Annotated in this window: 16 protein-coding genes and 1 pseudogene; 10 read left to right on the top strand and 7 right to left on the bottom strand. The window is 71.0% G+C overall.

Annotation, left to right across the window (positions count from 1 at the left end; translation table 11 throughout):
* Positions 1 to 166 precede the first annotated feature (166 nt).
* Both HC362_RS02070 and HC362_RS02065 read left to right on the top strand, forming a co-directional pair.
* Positions 167 to 877 carry an HNH endonuclease family protein gene (locus tag HC362_RS02070; protein ID WP_243082050.1) on the top strand — a complete coding sequence of 237 codons (711 nt, stop codon included), beginning with the start codon at positions 167 to 169 and terminating at the stop codon, positions 875 to 877.
* Complete coding sequence (locus HC362_RS02065; protein ID WP_243082049.1) at positions 874 to 1188, top strand: hypothetical protein; 315 nt, start codon at positions 874 to 876, stop codon at positions 1186 to 1188. The genes HC362_RS02070 and HC362_RS02065 overlap by 4 nt, the downstream gene beginning before the upstream one ends.
* 67 nt (positions 1189 to 1255) lie before the next feature.
* On the opposite strand, the gene HC362_RS02060 is transcribed toward HC362_RS02065, so the two are convergent.
* From HC362_RS02060 to HC362_RS02050, 3 genes are all read right to left on the bottom strand, one after another.
* Positions 1256 to 1705, bottom strand: a complete 450-nt coding sequence (locus HC362_RS02060) for a hypothetical protein (protein ID WP_243082048.1) — start codon at positions 1703 to 1705, stop codon at positions 1256 to 1258.
* Positions 1695 to 3374, bottom strand: a complete 1680-nt coding sequence (gene ctaD, locus HC362_RS02055) for a cytochrome c oxidase subunit I (RefSeq protein ID WP_243088315.1) — start codon at positions 3372 to 3374, stop codon at positions 1695 to 1697. Before ctaD ends, HC362_RS02060 begins: the two co-directional genes overlap by 11 nt.
* Positions 3375 to 3786: 412 nt before the next feature.
* Positions 3787 to 3990, bottom strand: a complete 204-nt coding sequence (locus HC362_RS02050) for a cold-shock protein (RefSeq protein ID WP_209263839.1) — start codon at positions 3988 to 3990, stop codon at positions 3787 to 3789.
* A gap of 550 nt (positions 3991 to 4540) precedes the next feature.
* Between HC362_RS02050 and HC362_RS02045 the strand changes: the two genes are divergently transcribed.
* The 4 genes from HC362_RS02045 (at position 4541) to argG (ending at position 12958) form a co-directional block, all read left to right on the top strand.
* Entirely contained in the window at positions 4541 to 5536 is a 996-nt protein-coding gene (locus HC362_RS02045) for a LacI family DNA-binding transcriptional regulator (protein ID WP_243082047.1), read from the top strand.
* Between the two features lie 603 nt (positions 5537 to 6139).
* Complete coding sequence (otsB, locus tag HC362_RS02040) at positions 6140 to 8710, top strand: trehalose-phosphatase (RefSeq protein ID WP_243082046.1); 2571 nt, start codon at positions 6140 to 6142, stop codon at positions 8708 to 8710.
* Between the two features lie 187 nt (positions 8711 to 8897).
* The gene (locus HC362_RS02035) at positions 8898 to 11399 is read left to right on the top strand and encodes a SpoIIE family protein phosphatase (RefSeq protein ID WP_243082045.1); all 2502 of its coding nucleotides are present in this window, start codon (positions 8898 to 8900) and stop codon (positions 11397 to 11399) included.
* A 113-nt stretch (positions 11400 to 11512) separates the two neighbouring features.
* Positions 11513 to 12958 carry an argininosuccinate synthase gene (gene argG / locus HC362_RS02030; RefSeq protein ID WP_243082044.1) on the top strand — a complete coding sequence of 482 codons (1446 nt, stop codon included), beginning with the start codon at positions 11513 to 11515 and terminating at the stop codon, positions 12956 to 12958.
* A 122-nt stretch (positions 12959 to 13080) separates the two neighbouring features.
* On the opposite strand, the gene HC362_RS02025 is transcribed toward argG, so the two are convergent.
* From HC362_RS02025 to HC362_RS02010, 4 genes are read right to left on the bottom strand one after another with little or no spacing between them, the layout of a single operon-like run.
* Complete coding sequence (locus HC362_RS02025) at positions 13081 to 14028, bottom strand: tocopherol cyclase family protein (RefSeq protein WP_243082043.1); 948 nt, start codon at positions 14026 to 14028, stop codon at positions 13081 to 13083.
* A 2-nt stretch (positions 14029 to 14030) separates the two neighbouring features.
* The gene (locus HC362_RS02020) at positions 14031 to 15164 is read right to left on the bottom strand and encodes a polyprenyl synthetase family protein (protein ID WP_243082042.1); all 1134 of its coding nucleotides are present in this window, start codon (positions 15162 to 15164) and stop codon (positions 14031 to 14033) included.
* Positions 15161 to 16369 (bottom strand): prenyltransferase, encoded by a 1209-nt coding sequence (locus HC362_RS02015; protein ID WP_243082041.1) that lies wholly within the window; start codon positions 16367 to 16369, stop codon positions 15161 to 15163. The genes HC362_RS02020 and HC362_RS02015 overlap by 4 nt, the downstream gene beginning before the upstream one ends.
* Complete coding sequence (locus tag HC362_RS02010; RefSeq protein WP_243088314.1) at positions 16366 to 17391, bottom strand: methyltransferase; 1026 nt, start codon at positions 17389 to 17391, stop codon at positions 16366 to 16368. The genes HC362_RS02015 and HC362_RS02010 overlap by 4 nt, the downstream gene beginning before the upstream one ends.
* A gap of 318 nt (positions 17392 to 17709) precedes the next feature.
* Between HC362_RS02010 and hppD the strand changes: the two genes are divergently transcribed.
* The 4 genes and pseudogenes from hppD (at position 17710) to HC362_RS01990 (ending at position 23648) form a co-directional block, all read left to right on the top strand.
* Complete coding sequence (hppD, locus tag HC362_RS02005) at positions 17710 to 18870, top strand: 4-hydroxyphenylpyruvate dioxygenase (RefSeq protein ID WP_243082040.1); 1161 nt, start codon at positions 17710 to 17712, stop codon at positions 18868 to 18870.
* A 22-nt stretch (positions 18871 to 18892) separates the two neighbouring features.
* Positions 18893 to 19576: pseudogene (locus HC362_RS02000) on the top strand (demethylmenaquinone methyltransferase); the annotation flags it as partial.
* 116 nt (positions 19577 to 19692) lie between these two features.
* Entirely contained in the window at positions 19693 to 20982 is a 1290-nt protein-coding gene (locus tag HC362_RS01995) for a geranylgeranyl reductase family protein (protein WP_243082039.1), read from the top strand.
* A gap of 257 nt (positions 20983 to 21239) precedes the next feature.
* Complete coding sequence (locus HC362_RS01990; protein ID WP_243082038.1) at positions 21240 to 23648, top strand: excinuclease ABC subunit UvrA; 2409 nt, start codon at positions 21240 to 21242, stop codon at positions 23646 to 23648.
* Positions 23649 to 23665: the final 17 nt, after the last annotated feature.

Below are 23665 nucleotides of genomic sequence, written 5' to 3'. Positions count from 1 at the left end.
AGTTGACCGACGTGGCGAAACGGGAGGGGGCTTCTCGTCCCGGCGCCGTCCCTTCGGGGGTCCGTTCGTAGGTCCCTTCGTGGGTCCCTGCGTATGGGACCCGGTTCCGCGCGGGTAGTCTCCGCGGAGAGCCGTCGAACGGGCACGGTGAGGATGCGGGAGGGTCATGAGGCGTCTGCCGAGGTGGGGTGGGGGAGCAGCGCTTCTGGTCGTGCTCGTGGTCGCCGGCTGCTCGCCGGAGGGCGAGGACAGCGCGCCGCCCGCGGAGGACAAGCCACCCGCCTCCAGCCCGGCCGGCGGCGACCGGGCGGCCGGTGAGAAGGGCCTGCCGGGCGTGCCGTCGGCGGAGAAGGCCCGACGTCAGTTGTCCGGACTGAAAGTGGCGCCGCACGGTTCGATGTCCGGCTACAGCCGGGCGAAGTTCCCGCACTGGAGCGCGCAGGGCGACCACTGCGACACCCGCGAGAAGGTCCTTGCCCGCTCCGGCACAGACGTCGAGCGCGACGCGGAGTGCCGGGCCGTCTCCGGCCGCTGGACCAGCCTCTACGACGGTGAGAAGGTCACCGAGGCCTCGGAGCTGGACATCGACCACATGGTCCCGCTGGCCAACGCCTGGCGTTCGGGAGCCGACGCCTGGCCGCAGAGCAGGCGCGAGGCGTTCGCCAACGACCTGACCCACCCTCAGCTGCTGGCCGTCACCGCTTCCACCAACCGGACCAAGGGCGATCAGGGGCCGGAGGAGTGGCAGCCGCCGGCCAAATCGTCCTGGTGCACCTACGCGCGGGCCTGGACCGCGGTGAAAGCCACCTACGAGCTGACGGCCACCCGGGCCGAGAAGCAAGAGCTCGGCGACATGCTGGCCACCTGCGACCGATGACGGGCCGCGGCACGGGACCCGACAGCGGCGGCCGGTCCGGCGGTGGCCCGGACCGGTACGAGGGCCGTGTCCAGGCCGGTCCGGGCGGCGTGATGACCGACGAGGTGGGGGTCATCACCGGCGAGGTGACCGTCGTGACCCGCTCGGCGCCCGGTGGGCGCGCGGCGATCGACGTCCAGTACACCGGAGCGGAGGAGTGGTACACCCTCACCGGCAGCCCCGTACCTCTCCCGCCCGGCGGACTGGCCGCTCTCCACACCCAGGTGGTGGACCTGCTGCGGCGGGGCGGCGCCGCCCGGGCTCCGCGCTGAGCCGGACCGGCACGCGCTCCAGCGCGGGACGGCGGCGATCCGAAGGTCGCACCGGGACGGTCCGGGGTCACACCAGCGCGGTGAGGGTGAGCAGGCACAGGGCGAAGGCGAGGGCGGTGATGAGCGCGCTGACCGTCACACACATGCGGCGCCGCAGAACGGCGTAGGCGGCCTGAAGTTCCGCTGTGTGCTCTTCGAGAGCGGTCTCGATCAGCTCCTGTGTCCGTCGGGCGAGGGCTCGGCGGTCGTGTACATAGAGCCGGATGATCTGCTCGCGCTGTGCGGACGTCAGCCCCGGAAGTTCGGCCGCGAAACAGACGGCGTCCTGCTGGGCGTTGTGTGTCTCGGTCTGCCGGAGGAGGTAGCGCTCCAGCTCCGCGACTCCACGGGCGGCCTCGCCGGTCGCATCGGTCCGGTCGGTCCCGCCGGTGCTGCGGGGCCGACCGGTCTCGACGGACCGGCTCGGCGGTTGCGGGCCGGACGACGGCTCCCGCCCGCCTTTGCGCTCACTGCTCACCCTGCCTCCCCTCCGGTCCTCCCCAGGGACCGCCCACTCCTTCTCCGGCTTCGACGACGTCGCGGCGATCGATGTTCTCGATCTGGTCGATCTCCGAGATCTCGGGGTGGTGGAGGTCGAAGGCGGGGGACTCGGAACGGATTCTGGGCAGGGCGAGGAAATTGTGCCGGGGCGGAGGGCAGGAGGTGGCCCATTCCAAGGAGCGGCCGAAGCCCCAGGGGTCGTCGACGGTCACCTTCTCGCCGTACTTCGCGGTCTTCCAGATGTTGTAGAGGAACGGGAAGGTGGACAGTCCAAGGAGGAAGGCGCCGATGCTGGAGACGGTGTTGAGAGCGGTGAAGCCGTCGGCGGACAGATAGTCGGCGTATCTGCGCGGCATGCCTTCGGCGCCGAGCCAGTGCTGGACCAGGAACGTGGTGTGGAAACCGACGAACAGGGTCCAGAAGTGGATTTTGCCGAGGCGCTCGTCGAGCATGCGGCCGGTGAATTTCGGCCACCAGAAGTGGAAACCGCCGAACATGGCGAACACCACCGTTCCGAACAGGACGTAGTGGAAGTGGGCCACGACGAAATAGCTGTCCGTGACATGGAAGTCGAGCGGGGGCGAGGCCAGGAGGACGCCGGTCAGTCCGCCGAACAAGAAGGTGACCAGGAAGCCGAGGGCCCACAGCATCGGGGTCTCGAAGGAGAGCGAACTCTTCCACATGGTGCCGATCCAGTTGAAGAACTTCACCCCGGTGGGCACCGCGATCAGGAAGGACATGAAGGAGAAGAAGGGCAGCAGGACAGCGCCGGTGGGGAACATGTGGTGCGCCCAGACGGTCACCGAGAGCCCGGCGATGGCGATGGTGGCGCCGATGAGTCCGACGTAGCCGAAGATCGGCTTGCGGGCGAAGACGGGGATGATCTCGGTGATCACGCCGAAGAAGGGCAGGGCGACGATATAGACCTCGGGATGGCCGAAGAACCAGAAGAGGTGCTGCCACAGCAGCGGGCCGCCGTTCGCGGCGTCGTAGATGTGGGCGCCGAACTTCCGGTCGGCCTCCAGCGCGAAGAGCGAGGCCGCGAGCACGGGGAAGGCCATGATGACCAGCACGCTGGTCAGCAGCACATTCCAGCTGAAGATGGGCATGCGGAACATCGTCATTCCGGGCGCCCGCATGCACACGATGGTGGCCATGAAATTGACCGCCCCGAGAATGGTCCCGAAGCCCGACATGGCGAGCCCCATCACCCACAGATCGCCGCCCAGGCCGGGCGTTCTGACCTCGGCCGACAGCGGTGTGTAGGCGAACCAGCCGAAGTCCGCCGCGCCCTGAGGGGTGAGGAATCCGCCCACGGCGATGAGCGAGCCGAACAGGAACAGCCAGTACGAGAGCATGTTCAGCCGCGGAAAGGCCACGTCCGGTGAGCCGATCTGCAACGGCATGATCGCGTTGGCGAAACCGGCGAACAGCGGGGTGGCGAACATCAGCATCATGATCGTGCCGTGCATGGTGAACGCCTGGTTGTACTGCTCGTTCGACAGCAGTTGCAGACCGGGCCGGGCCAGCTCGATCCGCATGCCGAGCGCGAGCAGGCCGCCGAGCAGAAAGAAGACGAAGGCCGTGCTCATGTACAGGGAGCCGATTTTCTTGTGATCGGTGGTGCTCATCCAGGCCACCACGATCGATCCCCGTGTGTGTCCTGCCCTGCCCGTGTTCCCGGACGATCCCTCGCCTGCGGGCCGATCAGTGGTTACCGCCACCCCGACGTCCTTTCCGCTGTCCGGCTGTCACGAAGCCGCCACCTGACGAAGTACAACTGCACCAGAGCCAACGGCGAAGAAAGAGCAGCACACACGAGTCAAGAGGGCGGAGAGGAATGATTCCCGCTATGGCGGAACAATCGGACTGGCCGACTCGCCGACGGCCACGAGGGGGGAGCGGGCGGGCGAGCGGGCGGGCCAGGCCACGGCCCGCCCGGCGCGGTGGTCGTGACCGCAGACGGCAGGCCACGCACGGGGCCCGGTGACCGATCGCGACACGGTCGTCCGGGGCGTCGTCGAGGCGCCCAGCACCTGAGGGGCCGGGCGCCCGCGCTCACAGAGGCCGGATGTTCTCGGCCTGGAGCCCCTTCTGCCCCTGCGTGACATCGAATTCGACCTGCTGGCCCTCGGTGAGCTCCCGGTAGCCGGGGACGTCGATATTGGTCTGATGGGCGAACACATCCGGCCCGCCCTCGTCCTGTTCGATGAACCCGTAGCCCTTTTCCGAGTCGAACCATTTCACTTTTCCGGTGGTCATCTCTTTTCCTTCCTCTTTTCCTTCCGGAGCGGCTGCCGTTTCCCGCGGCGCACCGGAGCAGGGGCGGCGTGAGCTCGGCAGGGGGTCGGCCGGCGGCGCCTGGGGCCTGCACATGTAGACGTGCGGCCGCCGCGTGCGTCTCGGGCGCCCCGCCGGTGCTCGGTCACTTCTCACCGCGCCCGGGGGAGCGGAGAGCGCCTCGCTGTCGGGTCCGGGCGCGGCCGACTCCTCCCGCGGCCGCAGCCGCAGCCCGCACAGGGCGATGGCCTCATACAAGCGAGGTACCCCGCCGCCACGCCGACTGCGGGTCCGAGCCTCGATATGCACACAACTGGCGCAGTTCGACCCCCCCGACCGCCTGCCGCCCGCCGCTCGCCGAAGCACTTCGATACGGATTGGTATCGTGACGCACGGTGTGTCGAGCAGGGCCAGGAGCGGGGCCGGGATCGTCGGCCCCGACCACTCACCAGCCCCCCGGCCGGGACAGTGCCGGTTCGCGGCGGCGTCGGTTGTCGTCGGGCGTGGGTGGGGCGTGAGGGAGGATGCGGGGATGAGCCGGGCCACTATCTACGACGTCGCCGAGCGGGCCGGGGTCAGCATCTCCACGGTCTCGCTGGCGCTGAACGCGCCGTCGAAGGTGCGCCCTGCGACGTTGGGCCGGATCATGGCGGCCGTCGACGAGCTGGGTTTCGTGCCGCGTGCCGAGGCGGTGTCCCGGGCGCGGAAGCGGGTGGGCCGGATCGGGGTGATGGCGCCGTTCACCACGTATCCGACGTTCGCCCGGCGGCTGGAGGGGGTGCTGGAGGCGGTCGAGGGGCTGGACTTCGAGGTGGTGGTCTACGACGAGGTCTCGGCTGCCGCTGCGGCGCCGGTGCTGGCGGGTCTGCCGCTGTCCCGGCGGCTGGACGGGCTGATCGTGATGTCGTTGCCGCTGGTCGGCGAGGTGGCGGACCGGTTGCGGGGCCGGGAGCTGCCGACGGTGCTGGTGGAGCTGGCGCGGACCGACTTCAGCAGTGTGGAGATCGATGACGCGGCCGGGGGGCGGCTGGTCGCGCGGCGGCTGGCGGGCGCTGGGCACACCCGGTTCGGTTTCGTGGGCGAGGCCCAGGCGTCGGCGGAGTTCGCCTCGCAGTGCAAAGAGCGGCTGGGCGGCTTCCGCGCCGGGCTGGACGAGGCGGGGCTGAAGCTGCCGGACGAGGGGGTGCGCCTGGTCGAGCACAGCGTGGAGGCCGCTGCGCAGGCCGCCGGGGAGCTGCTGGAGTCCGGGCAGCCGCCCACGGCCGTCTTCGCCCACGACGACTGTCTGGCGGCCGGTGTGCTCCGGGCCGCCCGCGAGCGCGGGCTGCGTGTCCCCGACGACCTGGCCGTGGTCGGATTCGACGACGGCGACTTCGCCGAGGCGCTGGATCTGACCACCGTGCGGCAGCCGTTCCGGGAGTCGGGCCGGCTGGCGGCCCAGATACTCCTCGACCGCATCCGCGAACCCGACCGCCCCATCCAGCACACCCGCCTCGAGCTCTCCTACGTCTCGCGCGCCACCGCCTGACAGCGCCGCTGGCGCCACCGCCCGGCCAGCGCCGCTGGCGCCACCGCCCGGCCCGCGACTCCCGCGCCGCCACCCGACCCACGCCGCTCACCGGCCGGCTCCGCGCGCTCTCGAAGGACCTTTCGAAGTGCTTCGATCAAAGTGTTGACGACGCTGCCGCGTCCCTCCTAGCCTTCGGTGCGTGACATTGCAGCCGCCGACCGGGAGCACCAACTGTGCTCGGCACAACGGCCGTTCGGGGACCCCGCAGATCGGGGGCCCGCAGGCGGTCGGCTCCTTCGGCGACGCCGGCGAAGATCCCCTGATTCCGGTCCTTGAGACACGCGCTCCGGCGGCACGGCTCCTCCCTATGCTCGGGGCGGACGTTCCGCGAGTACGCCTGCGGCTCCTTCGACGTCTCTGTCACCGGCGCCGGGACAGCCGGCGGCTGCCACCCCCACCGCGACGGATATCGTGCGCCGGATGAAACCGGTCACCGTTCGATGAAAACCGGTCACCGAGGCGCTGGAAGCGCCCTGACCGGACGGGGTCGCCACGACCCCCGAGCCCCCACCGCTGTTCTTCCTGCCTGTTCTGTCACTACACAAGTTGGAGAGTGAGGCGTTGACCGCCGAGGCCCTGCCCGCCGAGTTGCGGCGTGCTCTGGTGCAGCTTGCCCGTGTTCCGCGCTTGCTGGTCGCCAGTGATTACGACGGTACTTTCGCGCCGATCGTGCCCGATCCGGCCCAGGCCAGGCCGGTTCCCGAGTCGGTGCATGCGCTGCGTTCGCTGGCGGGCCTGCCCGCGACGACGGCCGCGCTGATCTCCGGTCGGGCGCTGCGTGACCTGGCGACCCTGTCGCGGCTGCCCTCGGAGGTGCATCTGGTGGGCAGCCACGGTTCGGAGTTCGATGTGGGTTTCGTGCATCAGCTCGAACCGGAGGCGGCAAGGTTGCGGGCCGAGCTGCAGACCGCACTGGAAGAGGTGGCGGCGCGGGCTACCGGGGTGACGCTGGAGTCCAAGCCGGCCGGCGTCGCGGTGCATCTGCGGCGCGCCGAGGCCGAGGCGGCCCAGTGGGCGCTGGAGGCGGTCCGATCGGGCCCCGCCACCTGGGAGGGCATACACGTCACCGAGGGCAAGGCCGTCATCGAACTGTCGGTGATCGCGACCGACAAGGGCAACGCGCTGGAGGCACTGCGGCACGAGGTGGGCGCGAGTGCGGCCGTCTACTTCGGTGACGACACCACGGACGAGCGCGCCTTCGCCCGTCTGCAGGGCCCGGACGTCGGTATCAAGGTCGGTGAGGGCGACAGCCTGGCCGGCTACCGGATCGCCGACGCCACCGAGGTGGCCACCGCGCTGGCGTTCCTGCTGGAGGAGCGGCGCGCCTGGCTGTACGGGCAGCACAGCCCGCCGATCGAGCGGCTGACGATGCTCTCCAACGAGAACACCGTCGCGCTGCTGACACCGGACGCGCGGCTGTCCTGGATGTGCCACCCGGGCCCGGACGCGGGCGCGGTCTTCGCCGACCTGCTGGGCGGCCCCGGGGCCGGCCACTTCTCCGTCCGGCCCCACCGTCGCGCGGGCGGTGGGGCCGGCGCCGCGGGCGCGGGCCCGCGCAGCCCGCTCCCCCTGGGGCAGCGCTATGTGCCGGGGACCATGACGGTCGAGACCCGCTGGTCGCGGCTGCTGGTGACCGACTACCTGGAGCACGGGCTGCCCGCGCACCGGACGCAGGTGGTGCGGGTGCTGACCGGGAGCACGGCTGCGGAGGTGGAGTTCGCTCCGCGTCCGGAGTTCGGCCAGGTATCGGTCCGGCTGGTGGCCGAGGCGGAGGGGCTGCGGGTGCTGGGCACCGCCGAGCCGATGGTGCTGCGCTCGCCCGGAGTCCGCTGGGAGGTCACCTCCGACGGCGTGAACGAGACCGCGCGTGCCGTGGTGGACCTGGTCGAGGGGCAGCCGGTGGTGCTGGAGCTGCGCTGCGGCACCGACGACCTGACGGCCGCTGCCGCACCGGAACCGGAGCGCCGCGAGATGGCCGAGCGGTACTGGTCGGAGTGGGTGAGCAAGCTGACCCTGCCCGCCGTCGAGCGGGAGCTGGTGGCCCGCTCCGCGCTGACCCTGCGGGGCCTGTGCGACTCCGAGACCGGCGGCATCATGGCCGCTGCCACCACCTCGCTGCCCGAGGAGATCGGCGGCGTACGCAACTGGGACTACCGCTACTGCTGGGTGCGGGACGGGTCGATGACCGCTCAGGCGCTGGTCACCCTCGGTTCGACCAGCGAGGCAGAGGCGTTCCTGGACTGGCTGCACCGGGTGCTGGACAGCCTGCCAGGACCCGAGCGGCTGCACCCCCTCTACACCCTCCAGGGCACAGGGCTGGGCCCTGAGGCCGTCATCGACGGCCTGCCCGGCTACGCCGGTTCGCGCCCCGTGCGGGTGGGCAACCTGGCCGACCAGCAGGTCCAGCTCGATGTGTTCGGCCCCGTCGTGGAGCTGATCGCGCACCTGGCGCAGGCCACCGGCCATATCCGCGACCGCGACTGGGAGCTGGTCGAGTCCATGGCAGCCGCCGTCTCGCGCCGCTGGGACGAGCCCGACCACGGCATCTGGGAGGAGCGCGACGCTCCCCGCCACCACGTCTACTCCAAGGTCATGTGCTGGGTGACGCTCGACCGCGCGGTCGAGCTCGCCGCCGTCTACGACCGCAGGGCCGACCAGTCCTGGGCACCCCTGCGCGACCGTATCGCGCAGGACGTCCTGGAGAAGGGCTGGAACCCCAAGGTCCAGTCCTTCACCACCGCCTACGACGGTCTCGACCTGGACGCGGCCTCCCTCCACGTGGGGCTCTCCGGCCTCATCGACCCCACCGACGAGCGCTTCACCGCTACCGTCACCGCCATCGAGGCCGAGCTGCGCAGCGGCTCGACCGTCTACCGCTACCGCCGCGACGACGGTCTGCCCGGCGACGAAGGCGGCTTCCACCTGTGCGCCGCCTGGCTCATCGAGGCGTATCTGCTCACCGGACGCCGTACCGAAGCCGCCGAGCTGTTCCAGCAGATCGTCGACACGGCAGGGCCCACCGGGCTCCTGTCCGAGGAGTACGACCCCATCGCCGAGCGCTCCCTGGGCAACCACCCCCAGGCGTACTCGCACCTGGGCCTCATCCGCTGCGCCCAGCTGCTCGCACGCTGAGCACACCGGGAACACGGAAAGACGACGGTGCCGCGGCCGCCCGGCCTCGGCACCGTCGTCTTCCGCCGCCGGTCGCACGGCTCCCTCACGGGCCGCCCGGGGGCTCGAAGCCGCCGGCCCGGCGCGGTCTGCCCGCTGCTCGTAGACTGGAGGCAGGAAGGAAGCCCGCCAGAAGGGCGGCCTGCCCATGGTTTCTTCCGAACAGCTCCCCCCGGCCGAACCGCTGCGTCCGCTGGACGCGCCTGATCCTGCCATGGCGGTGATCGACGCCCAGGGGACGATCATCGGCTGGACCCCCGCCGCGGAGACTCTGGTCGGTTACCCGGCGGCCGATGTGGTGCGCCGGTCGGCCGAGGACCTGCTGACCTCCGGCGAGGACGTGGCCAGAGCCGCGACCGTGGCCGAGCACAGCCGCGCCGAGGGCGGCTGGTCGGGGCTGGCGACCGTACGGCACCGCAGCGGCCGCCCGGTGGAGGTGGGCCTGCGCGCCTGCCCGCTGTCCGATCTCAACGGCAGCGAGTCCTGGCTCGTCTCCGCTGTCGACCTGGGGAAGGCGCCCTCGTGGGCGCTGGGCGGCTCGGTGCTGGAGGCGTTCTTGACGCGGTCCCCGCTGGCCATGGCCGTCCTCAGCACGGACCTGCGCTACGTATGGATCAACGACGAGCTCGAACGCCGCGGCGGGGTCCCGCGCGAGGAGCGGCTGGGGCGCCGTCTGGCGGACACGCTCCCGGGCCTGGACACCGACGCGCTGGAGGCGCAGATGCGGCAGGTCCTGGCGACCGGCACTCCGGTGATCGACTACGAGTACCGGGGCTGGACCATGGCCGACCCGAACCGGGAGCACGCCTACTCCACCTCGTTCTTCCGCCTCGATGAGCCGGGCGGCGATGTACTGGGGCTGTGCTACGTCGTCATGGATGTCACCGAGAGGTGGCGGGCCCGCGAGCGCCTCACGCTGATCAACGAGGCCGGCACCCGTATCGGCAGCACGCTCGAGGTGGAGCACACCGCGCAGGAACTGGCCGATGTCGCCGTGCCGCGCTTCGCCGACTTCGTCACCGTGGACCTGGTGGAGTCGGTGGTCAGCGGCGAGGAGCCGGTACCGGGGCCGGTCGGCGGCCTGCCCACCTTCCGGCGCTCGGGGCTGCGGTCGGTCACCGAGGGGACCCCGGAGGCGGTGGCGCAGCGGGGAGAGCAGGTCACCATCGACCCCGCTTCGCCCTTCGTCCGCGCGTTCACGACAGGCGAGGCGCTGCTGGACCGGGACCTCGTCGGCAGCAGCAGCCGGTGGCTCGACGACGATCCCGCACGGGTGGAGAAGATCCGCCGGTTCGGCATGCACTCGCTGATCGCGGTTCCGGTGCGTGCGCGCGGCACCATCATGGGCGTGGCGTCGTTCGTCCGTTCGCGGTATCCGACGCCGTTCGAGGAGGACGATGTCCTGCTCGCCGAGGATCTGGTCTCCAGGGCCGCGCTGTGCGTGGACAACGCCCGCCGCTACACGCGCGAGCACACGGCGGCACTGACCCTCCAGCGCAGCCTGCTCCCGCACGCCCTGAGCGGCGGCACGGCCATCGAGGTGGCGTCCCGCTATCTCCCCTCCGGCGCGGGTGACGGCGTCGGCGGCGACTGGTTCGATGTGATCCCGCTGTCCGGGGCCCGCGTGGCCCTCATCGTGGGCGATGTGGTGGGCCACGGCATCAACGCGGCGGCGACCATGGGCAGGCTGCGTACCGCCGTGCACACCCTCGCCGATATGGAACTGCCTCCCGACGAGCTGCTGGCACACCTGGACGACATGGTCATGCGCCTCACGGAGGAGGAGGCCTCCCCGGCCGGGGAGCCGTCGCCGGATGTGAGCGCGATCACCGTGCTCGGCGCCACCTGCCTGTACGCCGTGTACGACCCGGTGACCGGGCGCTGCACGATGGCGCGTGCTGGCCACCCGCCGCCCGCGGTGGTGTATCCGGACGGCACCGTCACGTTCCCCGACCTGCCCGCCGGACCCCCACTGGGGCTGGGAGGTCTGCCCTTCGAGTCCGCTGAGCTGGAGCTGCCCTCCGACAGCCTCCTCGCGCTCTACACCGACGGTCTGCTCAGCGCCTGCGATCCGGATGTCGAGGTGGGTCTGGGCCGGCTGACGAACGTCCTGGCGCAGCGGGAGCTGCCGCTGGAGGCCCTCGGCTCGTCCGTGCTGGACAGCCTGCTGACCAGCCCGCCCTCCGACGACGCGGCCCTGCTCCTCGCCCGTACGCGCGCCCTGGCCGAGACCGGTGTCGCCTCCTGGGACCTGCCCAACGACCCCGCCATCGTCTCCAAGGCCCGGTCCATGGCCGCCCGCCAGCTGAGGGAGTGGGGCCTGGAGGAGCTGCTGCTGACCACGGAGCTGATGGTCAGCGAGCTGGTGACCAACGCCATCCGGCACGGTGCGGGCCCCATCCGGCTGTGCCTCATCCGCCATACGGTGCTCAGCTGCGAGGTCACCGACGGCAGCAGCACTTCGCCGCGGCTGCGCCATCCGCGCACCACCGACGAAGGGGGACGCGGCCTGTTCCTCGTCGCCCAGCTCAGCCGCCGCTGGGGCACCCGCTACACCGAGGCCGGCAAGATCATCTGGGCCGAGCAGGACCTCCCCGCTCCCTCGGAGGGGCTCTCGGGCCCCTTCCCGGAGATCCCGGACGTCTTCTAGCCCGCGGACGGCACGGGCGGACTCCAGGGCTGCCGGGGGGGCTCAGTTCCCCCTGGTGTGGGCTTCTGAGATTCCCCTTTGCATGGGCATGCGTGATGATGCATAATCTTCCTATGTCCAAGGTCCTCACCTCCCTGCCCGCCGGCGAGCGCGTCGGCATCGCCTTCTCCGGCGGCCTCGACACCTCCGTCGCCGTCGCATGGATGCGCGACAAGGGCGCCGTCCCGTGCACCTACACCGCCGACATCGGCCAGTACGACGAGCCCGACATCGCCTCGGTGCCCGGACGTGCGAAGACCTACGGCGCCGAGATCTCCCGCCTGGTCGACTGCCGCGCCGCGCTGGTCGAGGAGGGCCTCGCCGCGCTCACCTGCGGCGCTTTCCACATCCGCTCGGGCGGGCGCGCCTACTTCAACACCACTCCGCTCGGCCGCGCCGTCACCGGCACCCTGCTGGTCCGGGCGATGCTCGAGGACGACGTGCAGATCTGGGGCGACGGCTCCACCTTCAAGGGCAACGACATCGAGCGGTTCTACCGCTACGGCCTGCTCGCCAACCCGAACCTGCGGATCTACAAGCCCTGGCTGGACGCCGACTTCGTGACCGAGCTCGGCGGCCGCAAGGAGATGTCGGAGTGGCTCCTCGCCCACGACCTCCCCTACCGGGACAGCACGGAGAAGGCGTACTCCACGGACGCCAACATCTGGGGCGCCACCCACGAGGCCAAGACCCTGGAGCACCTGGACACCGGCGTGGAGAGCGTGGAGCCGATCATGGGCGTCCGGTTCTGGGACCCCTCGGTCGAGATCGCCACCGAGGATGTGACGATCGGCTTCGAGCAGGGCCGCCCGGTGACGATCAACGGCAAGGAGTTCGCCTCCCCGGTCGACCTGGTGATGGAGGCCAACGCCATCGGCGGGCGGCACGGCATGGGGATGTCGGACCAGATCGAGAACCGGATCATCGAGGCCAAGAGTCGCGGGATCTACGAGGCGCCCGGCATGGCCCTGCTGCACGCGGCCTACGAGCGCCTGGTCAACGCGATCCACAACGAGGACACCCTGGCGCAGTACCACAACGAGGGGCGGCGCCTGGGTCGGCTGATGTACGAGGGCCGCTGGCTGGACCCGCAGGCGCTGATGGTGCGCGAGTCGCTGCAGCGCTGGGTCGGTGCGGCCGTCACCGGCGAGGTGACGCTGCGGCTGCGGCGGGGTGAGGACTACTCGATCCTCGACACCACGGGGCCGGCCTTCAGCTACCACCCGGACAAGCTCTCCATGGAGCGTACCGAGGACTCCGCGTTCGGCCCCGTGGACCGGATCGGCCAGCTCACCATGCGCAACCTGGACATCGCCGATTCGCGCGCCAAGCTGGAGCAGTACGCCGGGCTCGGGCTGATCAGCACCTCCGACCCGGCCATCGGCGCCGACCAGGCCGCGGCGACCGGGCTGATCGGCGCGCTGCCCGAGGGCGGCGCCGAGGCCATCGCCTCCCGCGGCGAGGTCTCCGGCGACGACGAATGGCTGGACCGCGCCGCGATGGAATCCGGCACCGACTGAGCGGTTCCCCGGACGAAGGCTCGGAACCGCGCCGAGGACGCCCGCTTCCAGGCACGCCACCGCACCCGGGCCTTCGTCCCCGTCCCGCGCTGCCGACCGGCGATCCGTGCCCGTCGACGGCTTCAACGGGACCCTGGCGCTCGCCCCGTCTCCAGCCCGGCGAGGCGTGAGGTGCCCGAGTACAGCGGTCGGCCGAAGCGGTGGACCTCCAGCCTGACCTCGCCGGTCAGATGCTGTTCGGAGTGGCCGAGCCGATGCGGGGTCAGCGCGGGAACGGGCAGCCGCAGCAGTGGGCTGCCCGCGCCCTGGCCGCTCAGCCTCACCCGGTGGCGCGGACCCAGGGCCGTGAGCGACCAGCGGTCACCCCGAGCGCCACCCCGTACCACGGCCGAGGGCGGGAACAGATCGATCCGGCTGCCTCCCGCGACCAGCACCAGCCCGCCGACGGGCACCGTGCAGCGCCCCCTCCCCAGCAGCCCCCCGGCGAACGCCACCTTCACATCGGGGCGGTCGAAGCCGTGGGCCTGACCCCACCACCAGGCCGGCGGAAAACCGCGCCCCCACGACTTCTCCGCGTACGCCTGGCAGCCCGTCAGATCCCAGTGCTCGCCCGCGAGCCGTGCCGTGCCCTCGACCCGCGCGTCGAAGAGGTAGGGGTGCCAGTAGTGGTTGAGCCACGGCACCAGCGAGAAGACGCCGGCGGCGGGCAGCAGCGTTGGGCGGCGGGCGCGGGGAACGACGGCCAGCTCCACGTCCACATCCGGCAGGGACACCCGCAGGCGGTCCTGCGCGAAGGAGAGCGCCGGAGCGGCATGCACGGCGAAGCGGTCGGTGTCCGCGTGTACGCCGTCGAGCGTCGCCGACCGCACGAGGGCGGGGCTGGCCGCCACCACCACCGTCCCCCAGCTGTGGCCGCGCCCCTCGTTGACGCCACAGGCCACCAGCAGCACCCGGCGCCGGACGGGGTCGGTGAACCGCCAGAGGTAGCCCTCCATCGCCGACCGGTGCGAGGGCAGCGGATCGCCCCAGGGCAGGTCCGCGCCGGTGCGCCGCCACCACTGACGCAGCACCGCTAGGAGCTCCGCCGGGTCAGATAGGCGGCCATGGCGGCGAACCGCCGGCGCGCCTCACCGGACATGGGCACCGCCGCCAGCACCCGGAGCGCCATCGCCGTCTGGTGCTCGGCCTCCCGCCGGGTGGCCTGCTCACCACCGGCCTCGCCGATCAGTTCCAGGACTTCCGGGACATCCTGCGGAGTGAGAGAGCTGCCCTCGCGGCTCAGGAGCTCCCGCAGCCGCGCGGCCGCAGGCGCCTTGGCGGTGAGTGCGAGCAGGACCGGAATCGTCTTCCTGGCCAGCAGAAGGTCGTTGCCGACCGGCTTGCCCGTACGCAGCCGGTCACCCCACAGCCCGAGGATGTCGTCGGCGCACTGGAACGCGACGCCCAGATGGCGACCGAAAGCCGCGAAACGCGCCACCTCGCGCGGCCGGCCGCCCGCGAGCAGGGCGCCCAGCGCAGCCGCGCAGGCCAGCAGCGCTCCCGTCTTCCCCTTGGCGGCTGCGCGGTACTCGGCGACCGACACAGCGGACGGCCCGGCCCAGGGCCGCTGGACGAAGCCGAGGTCACGCACCTGCCCGTACATGGTGGCGATGAGGGCGCGGTTGAGGAGTGCCGCCGCCGTTCCCGAACGGTCGTCGGGCTGCCTCAGCAGCGCGTCCATGGCCAGCACATGGAGCCCGTCACCCGCCAGCAGGGCCGGGCCCACGCCGAACCGCTTCCACAGCGCGGGCCTGCCGCGGCGGGTGGCGTCCCCGTCGGTGATGTCGTCGTGGACCAGCGTGAAGTTGTGCACCAGTTCGACGGCGACGGCTCCGGGAACGGCACGCTCGGCGGGCGCGCCCAGCGCCTCGGCGGCCAGATACGTCAGCGCCGGGCGTACGGCCTTGCCGGTGTCCGGACCCGGCTCCGGCGCGGTGTCCGCCAACTCCGCCTCCTGCGCCGCGACCCCCTCTGCCGCCTCGTCCGCAATCTCCGACGTGCCCGGTCGGGCATGCCAACCGAAGTGGTAGGCGCCGGCGGGAGCCAGCGGTCCTGGCAGGCGGCCGACGGCACGGCGAAGCGCCGGCAGCGTCCGCAGCCGGGCCCGCTCGCACAGTTGCTGGGCAGCCCGGAGGTCGGCCGGAGTCGCCCCCGCCACGGTGGTCATGCCTGCTCCGCCCGCCCGCCGACCGCCGGAGCCGGCTCCGCAGTCCGCTGCTCCGCCGACCGGCGCCGGGCAGCCAGTGCGGTACGTGCCAGCCACCCCGCGAACAGCACGGTGGTGCCCGCGGCGACGGCGACCCACTCGGCCGGGGCCGGAGTGCCCCGCAGCGCGAGATCGGCCAACAGCGCCACCATCGTTCCGCAGGTGGTCAGCGGCAGCTGCATGGACGCCCAGAAGGTGACGCCTTCCGCCCTGCGCCGGTCCGCCATCGCGCCGGTGTACAGGGCGCGCAGCACGTGGAGTCCGACCGGGACGCAGGCCAGTTGAGCCACCGCCACCAGCGGCGGCAGCTCTCCCGCCGCTGCCAGCGCGAGCACAGCGGCGTACAGGGCGGCCTGCCCCGAGGCGTACAGGCGGGTCAGCCTCGCGGGACCGAGGGCCGAGGCGAGCGTGTTCTTGCCGACCAGCCGGTCACCCTCGATGTCGGCGAGATTCATGATCAGACAGCGGAGCACCTGGAGCACACAGACCAGCGCCGTGCACCACAGCAGGAGCGGCGAGAGCTGACCGGACTGCAACAGCGCGGCAAGCAGCGGCCCCATGCCGTACAGCACGGCCGCACAGGTCACCTCCCCGAGCGCCCGGTAGTTCAGCCGGAGCGGGGGCGCCGTGTAGAACCAGGCGAGGGCCATCAGCGAGACAGCCAGCAGCCGGGTGGGCAGGGTCGGCATCACGGCGGTCAGTCCGATGCCGACGAAGAGCGTGACGAAAGCCGAGGCGAGGCTCACCGTGGGGCTGAGCAGCCCGTCCACCAGAGTGCGGCTGCCGCCGGTCCAGGAGGTGGGGGAGGGGTTGGCCCGGTCGGCCTCCAGGTCGAAGTACTCGTTGCAGAAGTGCGTCATCAGATGGGTCGACCAGGCGAAGCCCAGAGTGAGCAGATACCAGGCGAGCGAGAACCCGCCGGTCGCGTGGACGGCGAGGGTGACGCCGAATCCGGTGACCATCATGCTCTGGAAGAGGAACTTCACGCGCGCCAGCCTCAGAAAGGCGGCCGGTCCGCCCGGGGCCGCGCCCGAGGCCGTGCCTGCTGCCGGGGCCGAGGCCGCACCCGCGGCTGCGCTTGCCGCCGTATCCGAGGCCGCACCCGACGCAGCACCCGCGGCCGTGCCGGGTGCCGTGGCCGGGACGGTCGGCTCGGACGGGTTCACGGAGCCTCTTTGGTGGCCACGATGATCCCGTGCGGGGTCCAGCCGGGTACGGGGAAGCGCTCCACCGCCCCGAATCCGGCCTCCCGCAGACACCGCTCGTGGACCCGCCAGGGGTAGATCATGCCGCCCTCGGCAGGCAGCGCGGCGAAGTAGACGCTGTCCAGCGCCGCGACGAGCGGACCGTCCCCCTCGTCGTTGGACATCGAGTTGAAGACGACCACCCGGCCGCCCGGCGCCAGGGCCGCGTACGCCTTGCGCAGCAGCGCCGTGTTCTGCTCCGGCGTCCAGATGACGAGCTGATGGGCGAACAGCACGCAGTCCACGCCGGTGGGAAACGGATCGGCGAACATGTCGCAGGGGCGCACAACCACCCGGTCGGACAGACCGGCCGCGGCGATACGGTCCGACGTCATCCCGGCCGAGGCCGGGATCTCCAGCACGGTGACCTCCAGCGCGGGATTGTGCCGGGCCAGCGCGATGGCGTTGACCGCGTCACCGCCGCCGCAGTCCAGCAGCCGACGCGCGTGCGTCAGGTCCAGCGTGCGCACCAGGTGCTCGTTGGCCAGCTCCGACCAGGACTTCATATAGCGGTAGAAGACCGACTCCAGCCGGGGGTTGCCGCTCAGCCGCTGGTAGAGGTCGGGCTCGTCCCCGGGGATGCGGCGCAGGCCCACGTTCCTGTTCCGCCGCAGCGATTCGGTGAAGTCGGCCTGCCCCTCGTAGACGATGTCCTGCTCGAAGGCGACGGTGTCCTTGATGTTCTGCCAGGTGCCGTTCGCGCGCAGTGCCGTGACGAGGTCGGCGACGCGGTAGTCGCAGCCGTCCTTGACGGTCAGGCCGAGTGCCGTGCAGCCCAGCAGCAGGACGGCACAGGACCGCTCCTCGAGCCCGAGCCGGGTCCGGATCTCCTCCTCGGTCAGCGGGCCCCGCTCCGCCAGAAGGTCGAGCAGTCCCAGCTCGCAGGCCGCGTTCAGATACTGGAAGGCGGAGTGGCCGAACAGGAGGAACGACAAGCGGTCCATGGTCAGCGGGGGCACCGCCGGGGCGGAGACGTGGTCGACACCGCTCGGCCGCGTGGTCGTCGAGGAGGTCACCTGGAACCCTTCTTCTCGGTGAACAGGTCCGCATTCCACGGCCCGGCGAATAATTGCAGCCGTTGCCCGGCGGTAAGCCTCCGCTGGGCCTGCGGCGTCAAATATTCACTTGGCTGAGTGACCGGACGTGGCGGACACACACCAGGAACCCGGTCTGCAGTACGACAGCACGTACCGTCTGCTGCAGGTGGCTTTGTGCCGTCAGGTGCCGCCATGTCAGATGACGCAGTGCAAAGGACCTCGGTTATGGAACTCAAGGCCACCGCTCTGGCAGAAGAGGAATCCCCGCCCCTGAAGGAAGCCACCGGGAACCGTCCGTGCGACCTTCTGGGAATCGACCACATCCGGCTCTGCGTCGGCAACGCCCGGCAGGCGGTGCACTTCTACGTGAACACCTTCGCCATGGAGGTGACCGCCTACCGGGGGGATGAGACCTCCGACAGCGGGCTGACGGAGTACCTGCTCACCTCGGGCCAGGTGCGTTTCCTCATCACCGGCGGCACCTCCCCGGACAGCGGCGCCGCCCGGTGGGCCGCCGCTCACGGGGACGGGGTCAGCGACGTGGCACTCCAGGTCGCGAATCTCGACGAGGGCCTGGCGTACGCGGCCGAGGCGGGTGCGACCGTGCTCCAGGAGCCGACGGCGCACACCGATGAGTTCGGCCAGGTGCGGACCGCCGCGATCGCCACGTACGGCGAACTGCGGCACACCCTGGTGGAGCGCGGCTCCTATTCGGGGCCTTTTCTGCCGGGTTTCGGGCCGCCGCCGGTGGTTCCCTCGCCCTCCTCGCCGCCGCTCTTCCACCGGGTGGACCACACCGTCGGCTGTGTGGAGTACGGCCTCATGGACAAGTGGGTCGACTTCTACCGGCGCGTGCTGGGCTTCACGACTATGGCCGAGTTCGTCGGGGAGGACATCGCCACCGCATACTCGGCGCTGATGAGCAAGGTCGTCGCCGACGGCACCGGGAAGGTGAAACTCCCGCTGAACGAACCGGCCCCAGGGAAGAAGCGCTCCCAGATCGACGAATACCTCCAGTACCACCGCGGGCCCGGAGTTCAGCACATCGCACTGGAAACGCACGACATTCTGGCCGCGACGGACGCCCTGCGGGCAGCCGGAGTGGATTTCCTGGCCACCCCGGACGCCTACTACGACGACCCGGAACTGCGGGCCCGTATCGGGGATGTCCGCGTGGACATCGCCGAGCTGCGCGAGCGCGGCGTACTCGTGGACCGGGACGAGGACGGATATCTGCTGCAGATCTTCACGCGCCCCCTCGTCGACCGCCCGACGTTCTTCGTCGAACTGATCGAGCGGCACGGCTGCCAGGGCTTCGGCAAGGGCAACTTCAAGGCGCTCTTCGAAGCCGTCGAGCGCGAGCAGGACCGGCGAGGAAACCTCTAGCCGCCGAACCAAGGAGCTGCCCATGAGCCGCGCGAGTCTCGCCAAGCACCCGGACGAGGTCACCCGCATGTTCGACGAAGCGGCCGGGCGCTACGACCGCACCAACACCCTGCTCTCCTGCGGCCAGGACAGGCTCTGGCGGGCCCGCACCCGTGCGGCGCTCGCCCTCCAGCCGGGCGAGAGGTGTCTGGACGTCGCCTGCGGTACCGGGGTCTCCACCGCGGAGCTCGCCCGCTCAGGGGCCACCGTCACCGGGGTCGACCGCTCACCCGGAATGGTGGCCCGCGGCGCTGCCCGCTCCCTCGACCTGCGGGTCGGCGACGCCCTGCGGCTCCCCTTCGGGACGGCCGCCTTCGACGCGGTGACCATCATGTTCGGCCTGCGCAACGTCGTCGACCCCGGCGCGGCCCTGCGGGAGATGGCGCGGGTGACCCGGCCCGGCGGACGGCTCGTCGTCTGCGAGTTCAGCCACCCCACCTGGGCGCCCTTCCGCACCCTGTACCTGCGGTATCTGATGGGCGGGCTGCCGCGTATCGCCGACCGGATCTCCAGCAACCCGGACGCCTACACCTATCTCTCCGACACCATCCGCGCCTGGCACGATCAGCCCTCACTCGCCGCACTGATCCAGCAGGCGGGCTGGACGCGGGTCTCCTGGCGCAACCTGACCGGCGGTATCGTCGCGCTCCACCGCGCCGTGGCACCGGCCCAGGACTCCGGCCCGTCCGGCGAGGGCCCGCAGCAGGAACCGCATACGGCACCGCGGGAACCGCACACTGCGCAGCAGGAACCGCACATGGCACCGCGCCGGGAGCCCGCCGTATGACAGGGCCGCGCAGCGAAGCGCAGGTGCTCGTCGTGGGAGCCGGGCCGGCCGGGGCCACGGCCGCCTACCACCTGGCCCGCCAGGGGGTGGAGGTGGCCGTGCTGGAGAAGTCCGGCTTCCCACGGGAGAAGGTCTGCGGTGACGGCCTGACTCCGCGTGCCGTGCGGCACCTCGTACGCATGGGTGTCGACACCTCCGCTCCCGGGTGGAGCCGCAACCGGGGACTGCGGTTCGTCTCACGCGGGGTGACCCTCGAGGTGGACTGGCCGGAGAGCAACAGTTTTCCGGGCTACGGACTGACCCGCACCCGCCACGACTTCGACCAGCTTCTCGCCGAACGGGCCGTCGCCGCCGGTGCCGTACTGCACACGCGGACCAAGGTGACGGCGCCGCTGCGGGACGCGGCGGGCCGCATCACCGGAGTGCGCGCGGTATACGGCCCCGACGGGGAGCCACGCGACTTCTCGGCCCCCGTGGTGATCGCCGCCGACGGCGTCGCTGGACGGCTCGGACTGGCCATGGGCGTCACCCGGCTCGGCAAGCGCCCCGTGGGCACGGCTGTACGCCGCTACTACCGCAGCCCCGCCAAGCACCAGGACCCCTACCTCGAGTCCTGGCTCGACCTTCGCCGCCCGGACGGCCGCATCCTGCCCGGATACAGCTGGATCTTTCCGCTGGGCGACGGCAGGGTCAACGTGGGCCTCGGGGTGCTCAACGACTCCCGCACCGGCACCACCGACATCCGCAAGATGCTCGCTCCCTGGCTGGAGCGGACGCCGGGGGAGTGGGGACTGCGCGGCGAGGAACACGCCGACGGCCCGCTGCGCGGCGCGGCGCTGCCCATGGGCTTCAACCGGCTCCCGCACCACCGGCAGGGACTCCTGCTCATCGGCGACGCGGGCGGCATGGTCAACCCGTGCAACGGGGAGGGAATCGCCTACGCGATGGAAGCCGGGGAACTCGTGGCAGACCTCGTACCCCAGGCCCTCAGCCGCCCCACGGGACCCTCACGGGACCGGCTGCTGGAGCAGTACCCCCGCGAGGTCGCCACCCGGCTGGGCCGCTACTACCGGCTGGGCCGCGTCTTCTCCTCCCTCATGGCGCGCCCGCTGTTCACCTCGCTCGTCACCCAGAACGCCGTGAAATCGCCTCCCGTCATGGCCGCCATGGTGCGGCTGCTGTCGAACCTCTCCGACCGCCCCGGGGCCGACGCAGTCGATCACCTGGTGAACACGCTGGTACGGGTCTTCCCCCGGGACAAGGAACTGAGTGCTCGCCACCGCTGAGCCAGCACGCTGAGAAACCGATCAGGATTCGAGAAGCGGGTACCGCCGCCCACGCCTAATCTCGGCCGCATGGACATCTCATTCCGGTACTGCCACACCGGCCGTTCACAGACCGACGGTGACGCTCTGCAAAAGCTGCTCACCAAGGGTGCGCTGCCGATGGCGGTCTGTGCCTTCCGCGACCCCTCGGGCAATAGGGTGCGGATTCAGCAGAGGCCCGAGCAGTAAAAGAGACGACAACAGAAGACGAGCAGCGCATGAATACGGATAACGGGGCGGACACGGAGTCGCCTTCGCCGCACATTGCCGACAGCCACGAGCTGATTCGCGTGTACGGCGCGCGGGAGAACAACCTCAAGGACATCCACATCGAGATTCCGAAGCGCCGGCTGACGGTGTTCACCGGCGTCTCCGGCTCCGGCAAGAGTTCCCTGGTCTTCAGCACCATCGCCGCCGAGTCGCAGCGGCTGATCAACGAGACCTACAGCGCTTTCGTCCAGGGTTTCATGCCGACGACGGCGCGGCCCGAGGTCGACGTGCTCGAAGGGCTGACGAGCGCGATCGTCGTGGACCAGCAGCGGATGGGGGCCGACCCGCGCTCCACCGTCGGTACGGCCACCGACGCCAACGCGATGCTCCGCATCCTCTTCAGCCGGCTCGGGCAGCCGCACATCGGCCCGCCGAGCGCGTACGCCTTCAACGTCCCCTCGGTTCGGGCCAGCGGGGCGATCACCGTCGAGCGGGGCGCCAAGAAGGCGGTGAAGGCGACCTTCACCCGGACCGGCGGTATGTGCACCCACTGCGAGGGCCGGGGCACGGTCTCCGACATCGACCTCACGCAGCTCTACGACGACTCCAAGTCGCTCGCCGAAGGCGCGTTCACCATCCCCGGCTGGAAGTCGGACAGCTTCTTCACCGTGCGGGTCTACGCCGACTCCGGCCTGCTCGACCCGCACAAGCCGATCCGCGAGTTCACCGAGCAGGAGATGCACGACTTCCTGTACCGGGAGCCGACCAAGGTGAAGGTCGAGGGCGTCAACCTCACCTTCGAGGGGCTGATCCCCAAGGTCCAGAAGTCGTTCCTCTCCAAGGACAAGGAGGCGATGCAGCCGCACATCAGGGCGTTCGTGGAGCGGGCCGTCACCTTCACCACCTGCCCCGAGTGCGACGGCACCCGGCTCAGCGAGGCCGCCAGGTCCTCGAAGATCGACGGGATCAGCATCGCCGACGCCTGCTCGATGCAGATCAGCGACCTGGCCGAATGGGTCCGCAAGGTCGACGCGCCCTCGGTGGCGCCGCTGCTGGCCACGTTGCGGCAGACCCTCGACTCGTTCGTCGAGATCGGGCTCGGCTACCTCTCGCTGGACCGGCCTTCGGGCACTCTCTCGGGCGGTGAGGCCCAGCGCGTCAAGATGATCCGCCATCTCGGGTCCTCGCTCACCGATGTCACCTATGTCTTCGACGAGCCCACCATCGGACTGCACCCGCACGACATCCAGCGGATGAACGACCTGCTGCTGCGGCTGCGGAACAAGGGCAACACGGTGCTGGTCGTGGAGCACAAGCCGGAGGTCATCGCCATCGCCGACCACGTGGTCGACCTCGGCCCCGGCGCCGGCACGGCAGGCGGCAGCGTCTGCTACGAGGGCACCGTCGAGGGGCTGCGGGCCGCCGGCACCGTCACCGGCCGCCACTTCGACGACCGCGCAGCGCTCAAGGAGACGGTACGCAAGCCGACCGGCACGCTGGAGATCCGCGGCGCGACGGCGAACAACCTCCGCGACGTGGACGTCGACATCCCGCTCGGGGTGCTCGTCGCCGTCACCGGTGTCGCCGGCTCCGGCAAGAGCTCGCTGATGCACGGGTCGCTGGTCAAGAGCCCCGAAGCCGCCGAGGCGGGGGCGGTGGCGATCGACCAGAGCCCGGTCCGCGGCTCGCGGCGGAGCAACCCGGCAACCTACACCGGGCTGCTCGACCCGATCCGCAAAGCCTTCGCGAAGGCCAACGGCGTCAAGCCGGGGCTGTTCAGCGCCAACTCCGAGGGCGCCTGCCCCACCTGCAACGGCACCGGCGTCATCTACACGGATCTGGCGATGATGGCCGGGGTCGCCGCCACCTGCGAGGACTGCGAGGGGAAGAGGTTCCAGCCGGCGGTGCTGGAACTCCGCCTCGGCGGCCGCGACATCAGCGAGGTGCTCGCCATGTCGGTGACCGAGGCCGAGGAGTTCTTCTCCGCCTCAGCCGAGGCGCGGACACCGGCGGCCCACAAGATCCTGCGGCGGCTCGCCGACGTCGGACTCGGCTACCTCACCCTCGGCCAGCCGCTCACCACGCTGTCCGGCGGCGAGCGCCAGCGCCTCAAGCTGGCCACCCACATGGCGGAGAAGGGCGGCGTCTACATCCTCGACGAGCCGACCACCGGCCTCCACCTCGCCGACGTCGAGCAGTTGCTCGCCCTGCTCGACCGGCTGGTCGACTCCGGAAAGACCGTCATCGTCATCGAACACCACCAGGCGGTGATGGCCCACGCCGACTGGATCATCGACCTCGGCCCCGGCGCCGGCCACGACGGCGGCCGCGTCGTCTTCGAGGGCACACCCACCGACCTCGTCGCCGCCCGTTCCACCCTCACCGGGGAGCACCTGGCGGCCTACGTCGGCGCCTGACCGAGGGCCCGGCAGGC

Source organism: Streptomyces sp. 891-h (assembly GCF_022760275.1).
In the GTDB taxonomy this organism is placed as follows: Bacteria; Actinomycetota; Actinomycetes; order Streptomycetales; family Streptomycetaceae; genus Streptomyces; species Streptomyces spirodelae.
This window is presented reverse-complemented; position numbering and strand designations above follow the sequence as displayed.

Excerpts from the sequence above, each read along its gene's own strand:
- HC362_RS02070 (WP_243082050.1), top strand. The coding sequence starts at position 167 with ATGAGGCGTCTGCCGAGGTGGGGTGGGGGAGCAGCGCTTCTGGTCGTG.
- HC362_RS02065 (WP_243082049.1), top strand. The coding sequence starts at position 874 with ATGACGGGCCGCGGCACGGGACCCGACAGCGGCGGCCGGTCCGGCGGT.
- HC362_RS02050 (WP_209263839.1), bottom strand. The coding sequence starts at position 3,990 with ATGACCACCGGAAAAGTGAAATGGTTCGACTCGGAAAAGGGCTACGGG.
- HC362_RS02045 (WP_243082047.1), top strand. The coding sequence starts at position 4,541 with ATGAGCCGGGCCACTATCTACGACGTCGCCGAGCGGGCCGGGGTCAGC.
- HC362_RS02035 (WP_243082045.1), top strand. The coding sequence starts at position 8,898 with ATGGTTTCTTCCGAACAGCTCCCCCCGGCCGAACCGCTGCGTCCGCTG.
- argG (WP_243082044.1), top strand. The coding sequence starts at position 11,513 with ATGTCCAAGGTCCTCACCTCCCTGCCCGCCGGCGAGCGCGTCGGCATC.
- HC362_RS02020 (WP_243082042.1), bottom strand. The coding sequence starts at position 15,164 with ATGACCACCGTGGCGGGGGCGACTCCGGCCGACCTCCGGGCTGCCCAG.
- HC362_RS02010 (WP_243088314.1), bottom strand. The coding sequence starts at position 17,391 with ATGGACCGCTTGTCGTTCCTCCTGTTCGGCCACTCCGCCTTCCAGTAT.
- hppD (WP_243082040.1), top strand. The coding sequence starts at position 17,710 with ATGGAACTCAAGGCCACCGCTCTGGCAGAAGAGGAATCCCCGCCCCTG.
- HC362_RS01995 (WP_243082039.1), top strand. The coding sequence starts at position 19,693 with ATGACAGGGCCGCGCAGCGAAGCGCAGGTGCTCGTCGTGGGAGCCGGG.
- HC362_RS01990 (WP_243082038.1), top strand. The coding sequence starts at position 21,240 with ATGAATACGGATAACGGGGCGGACACGGAGTCGCCTTCGCCGCACATT.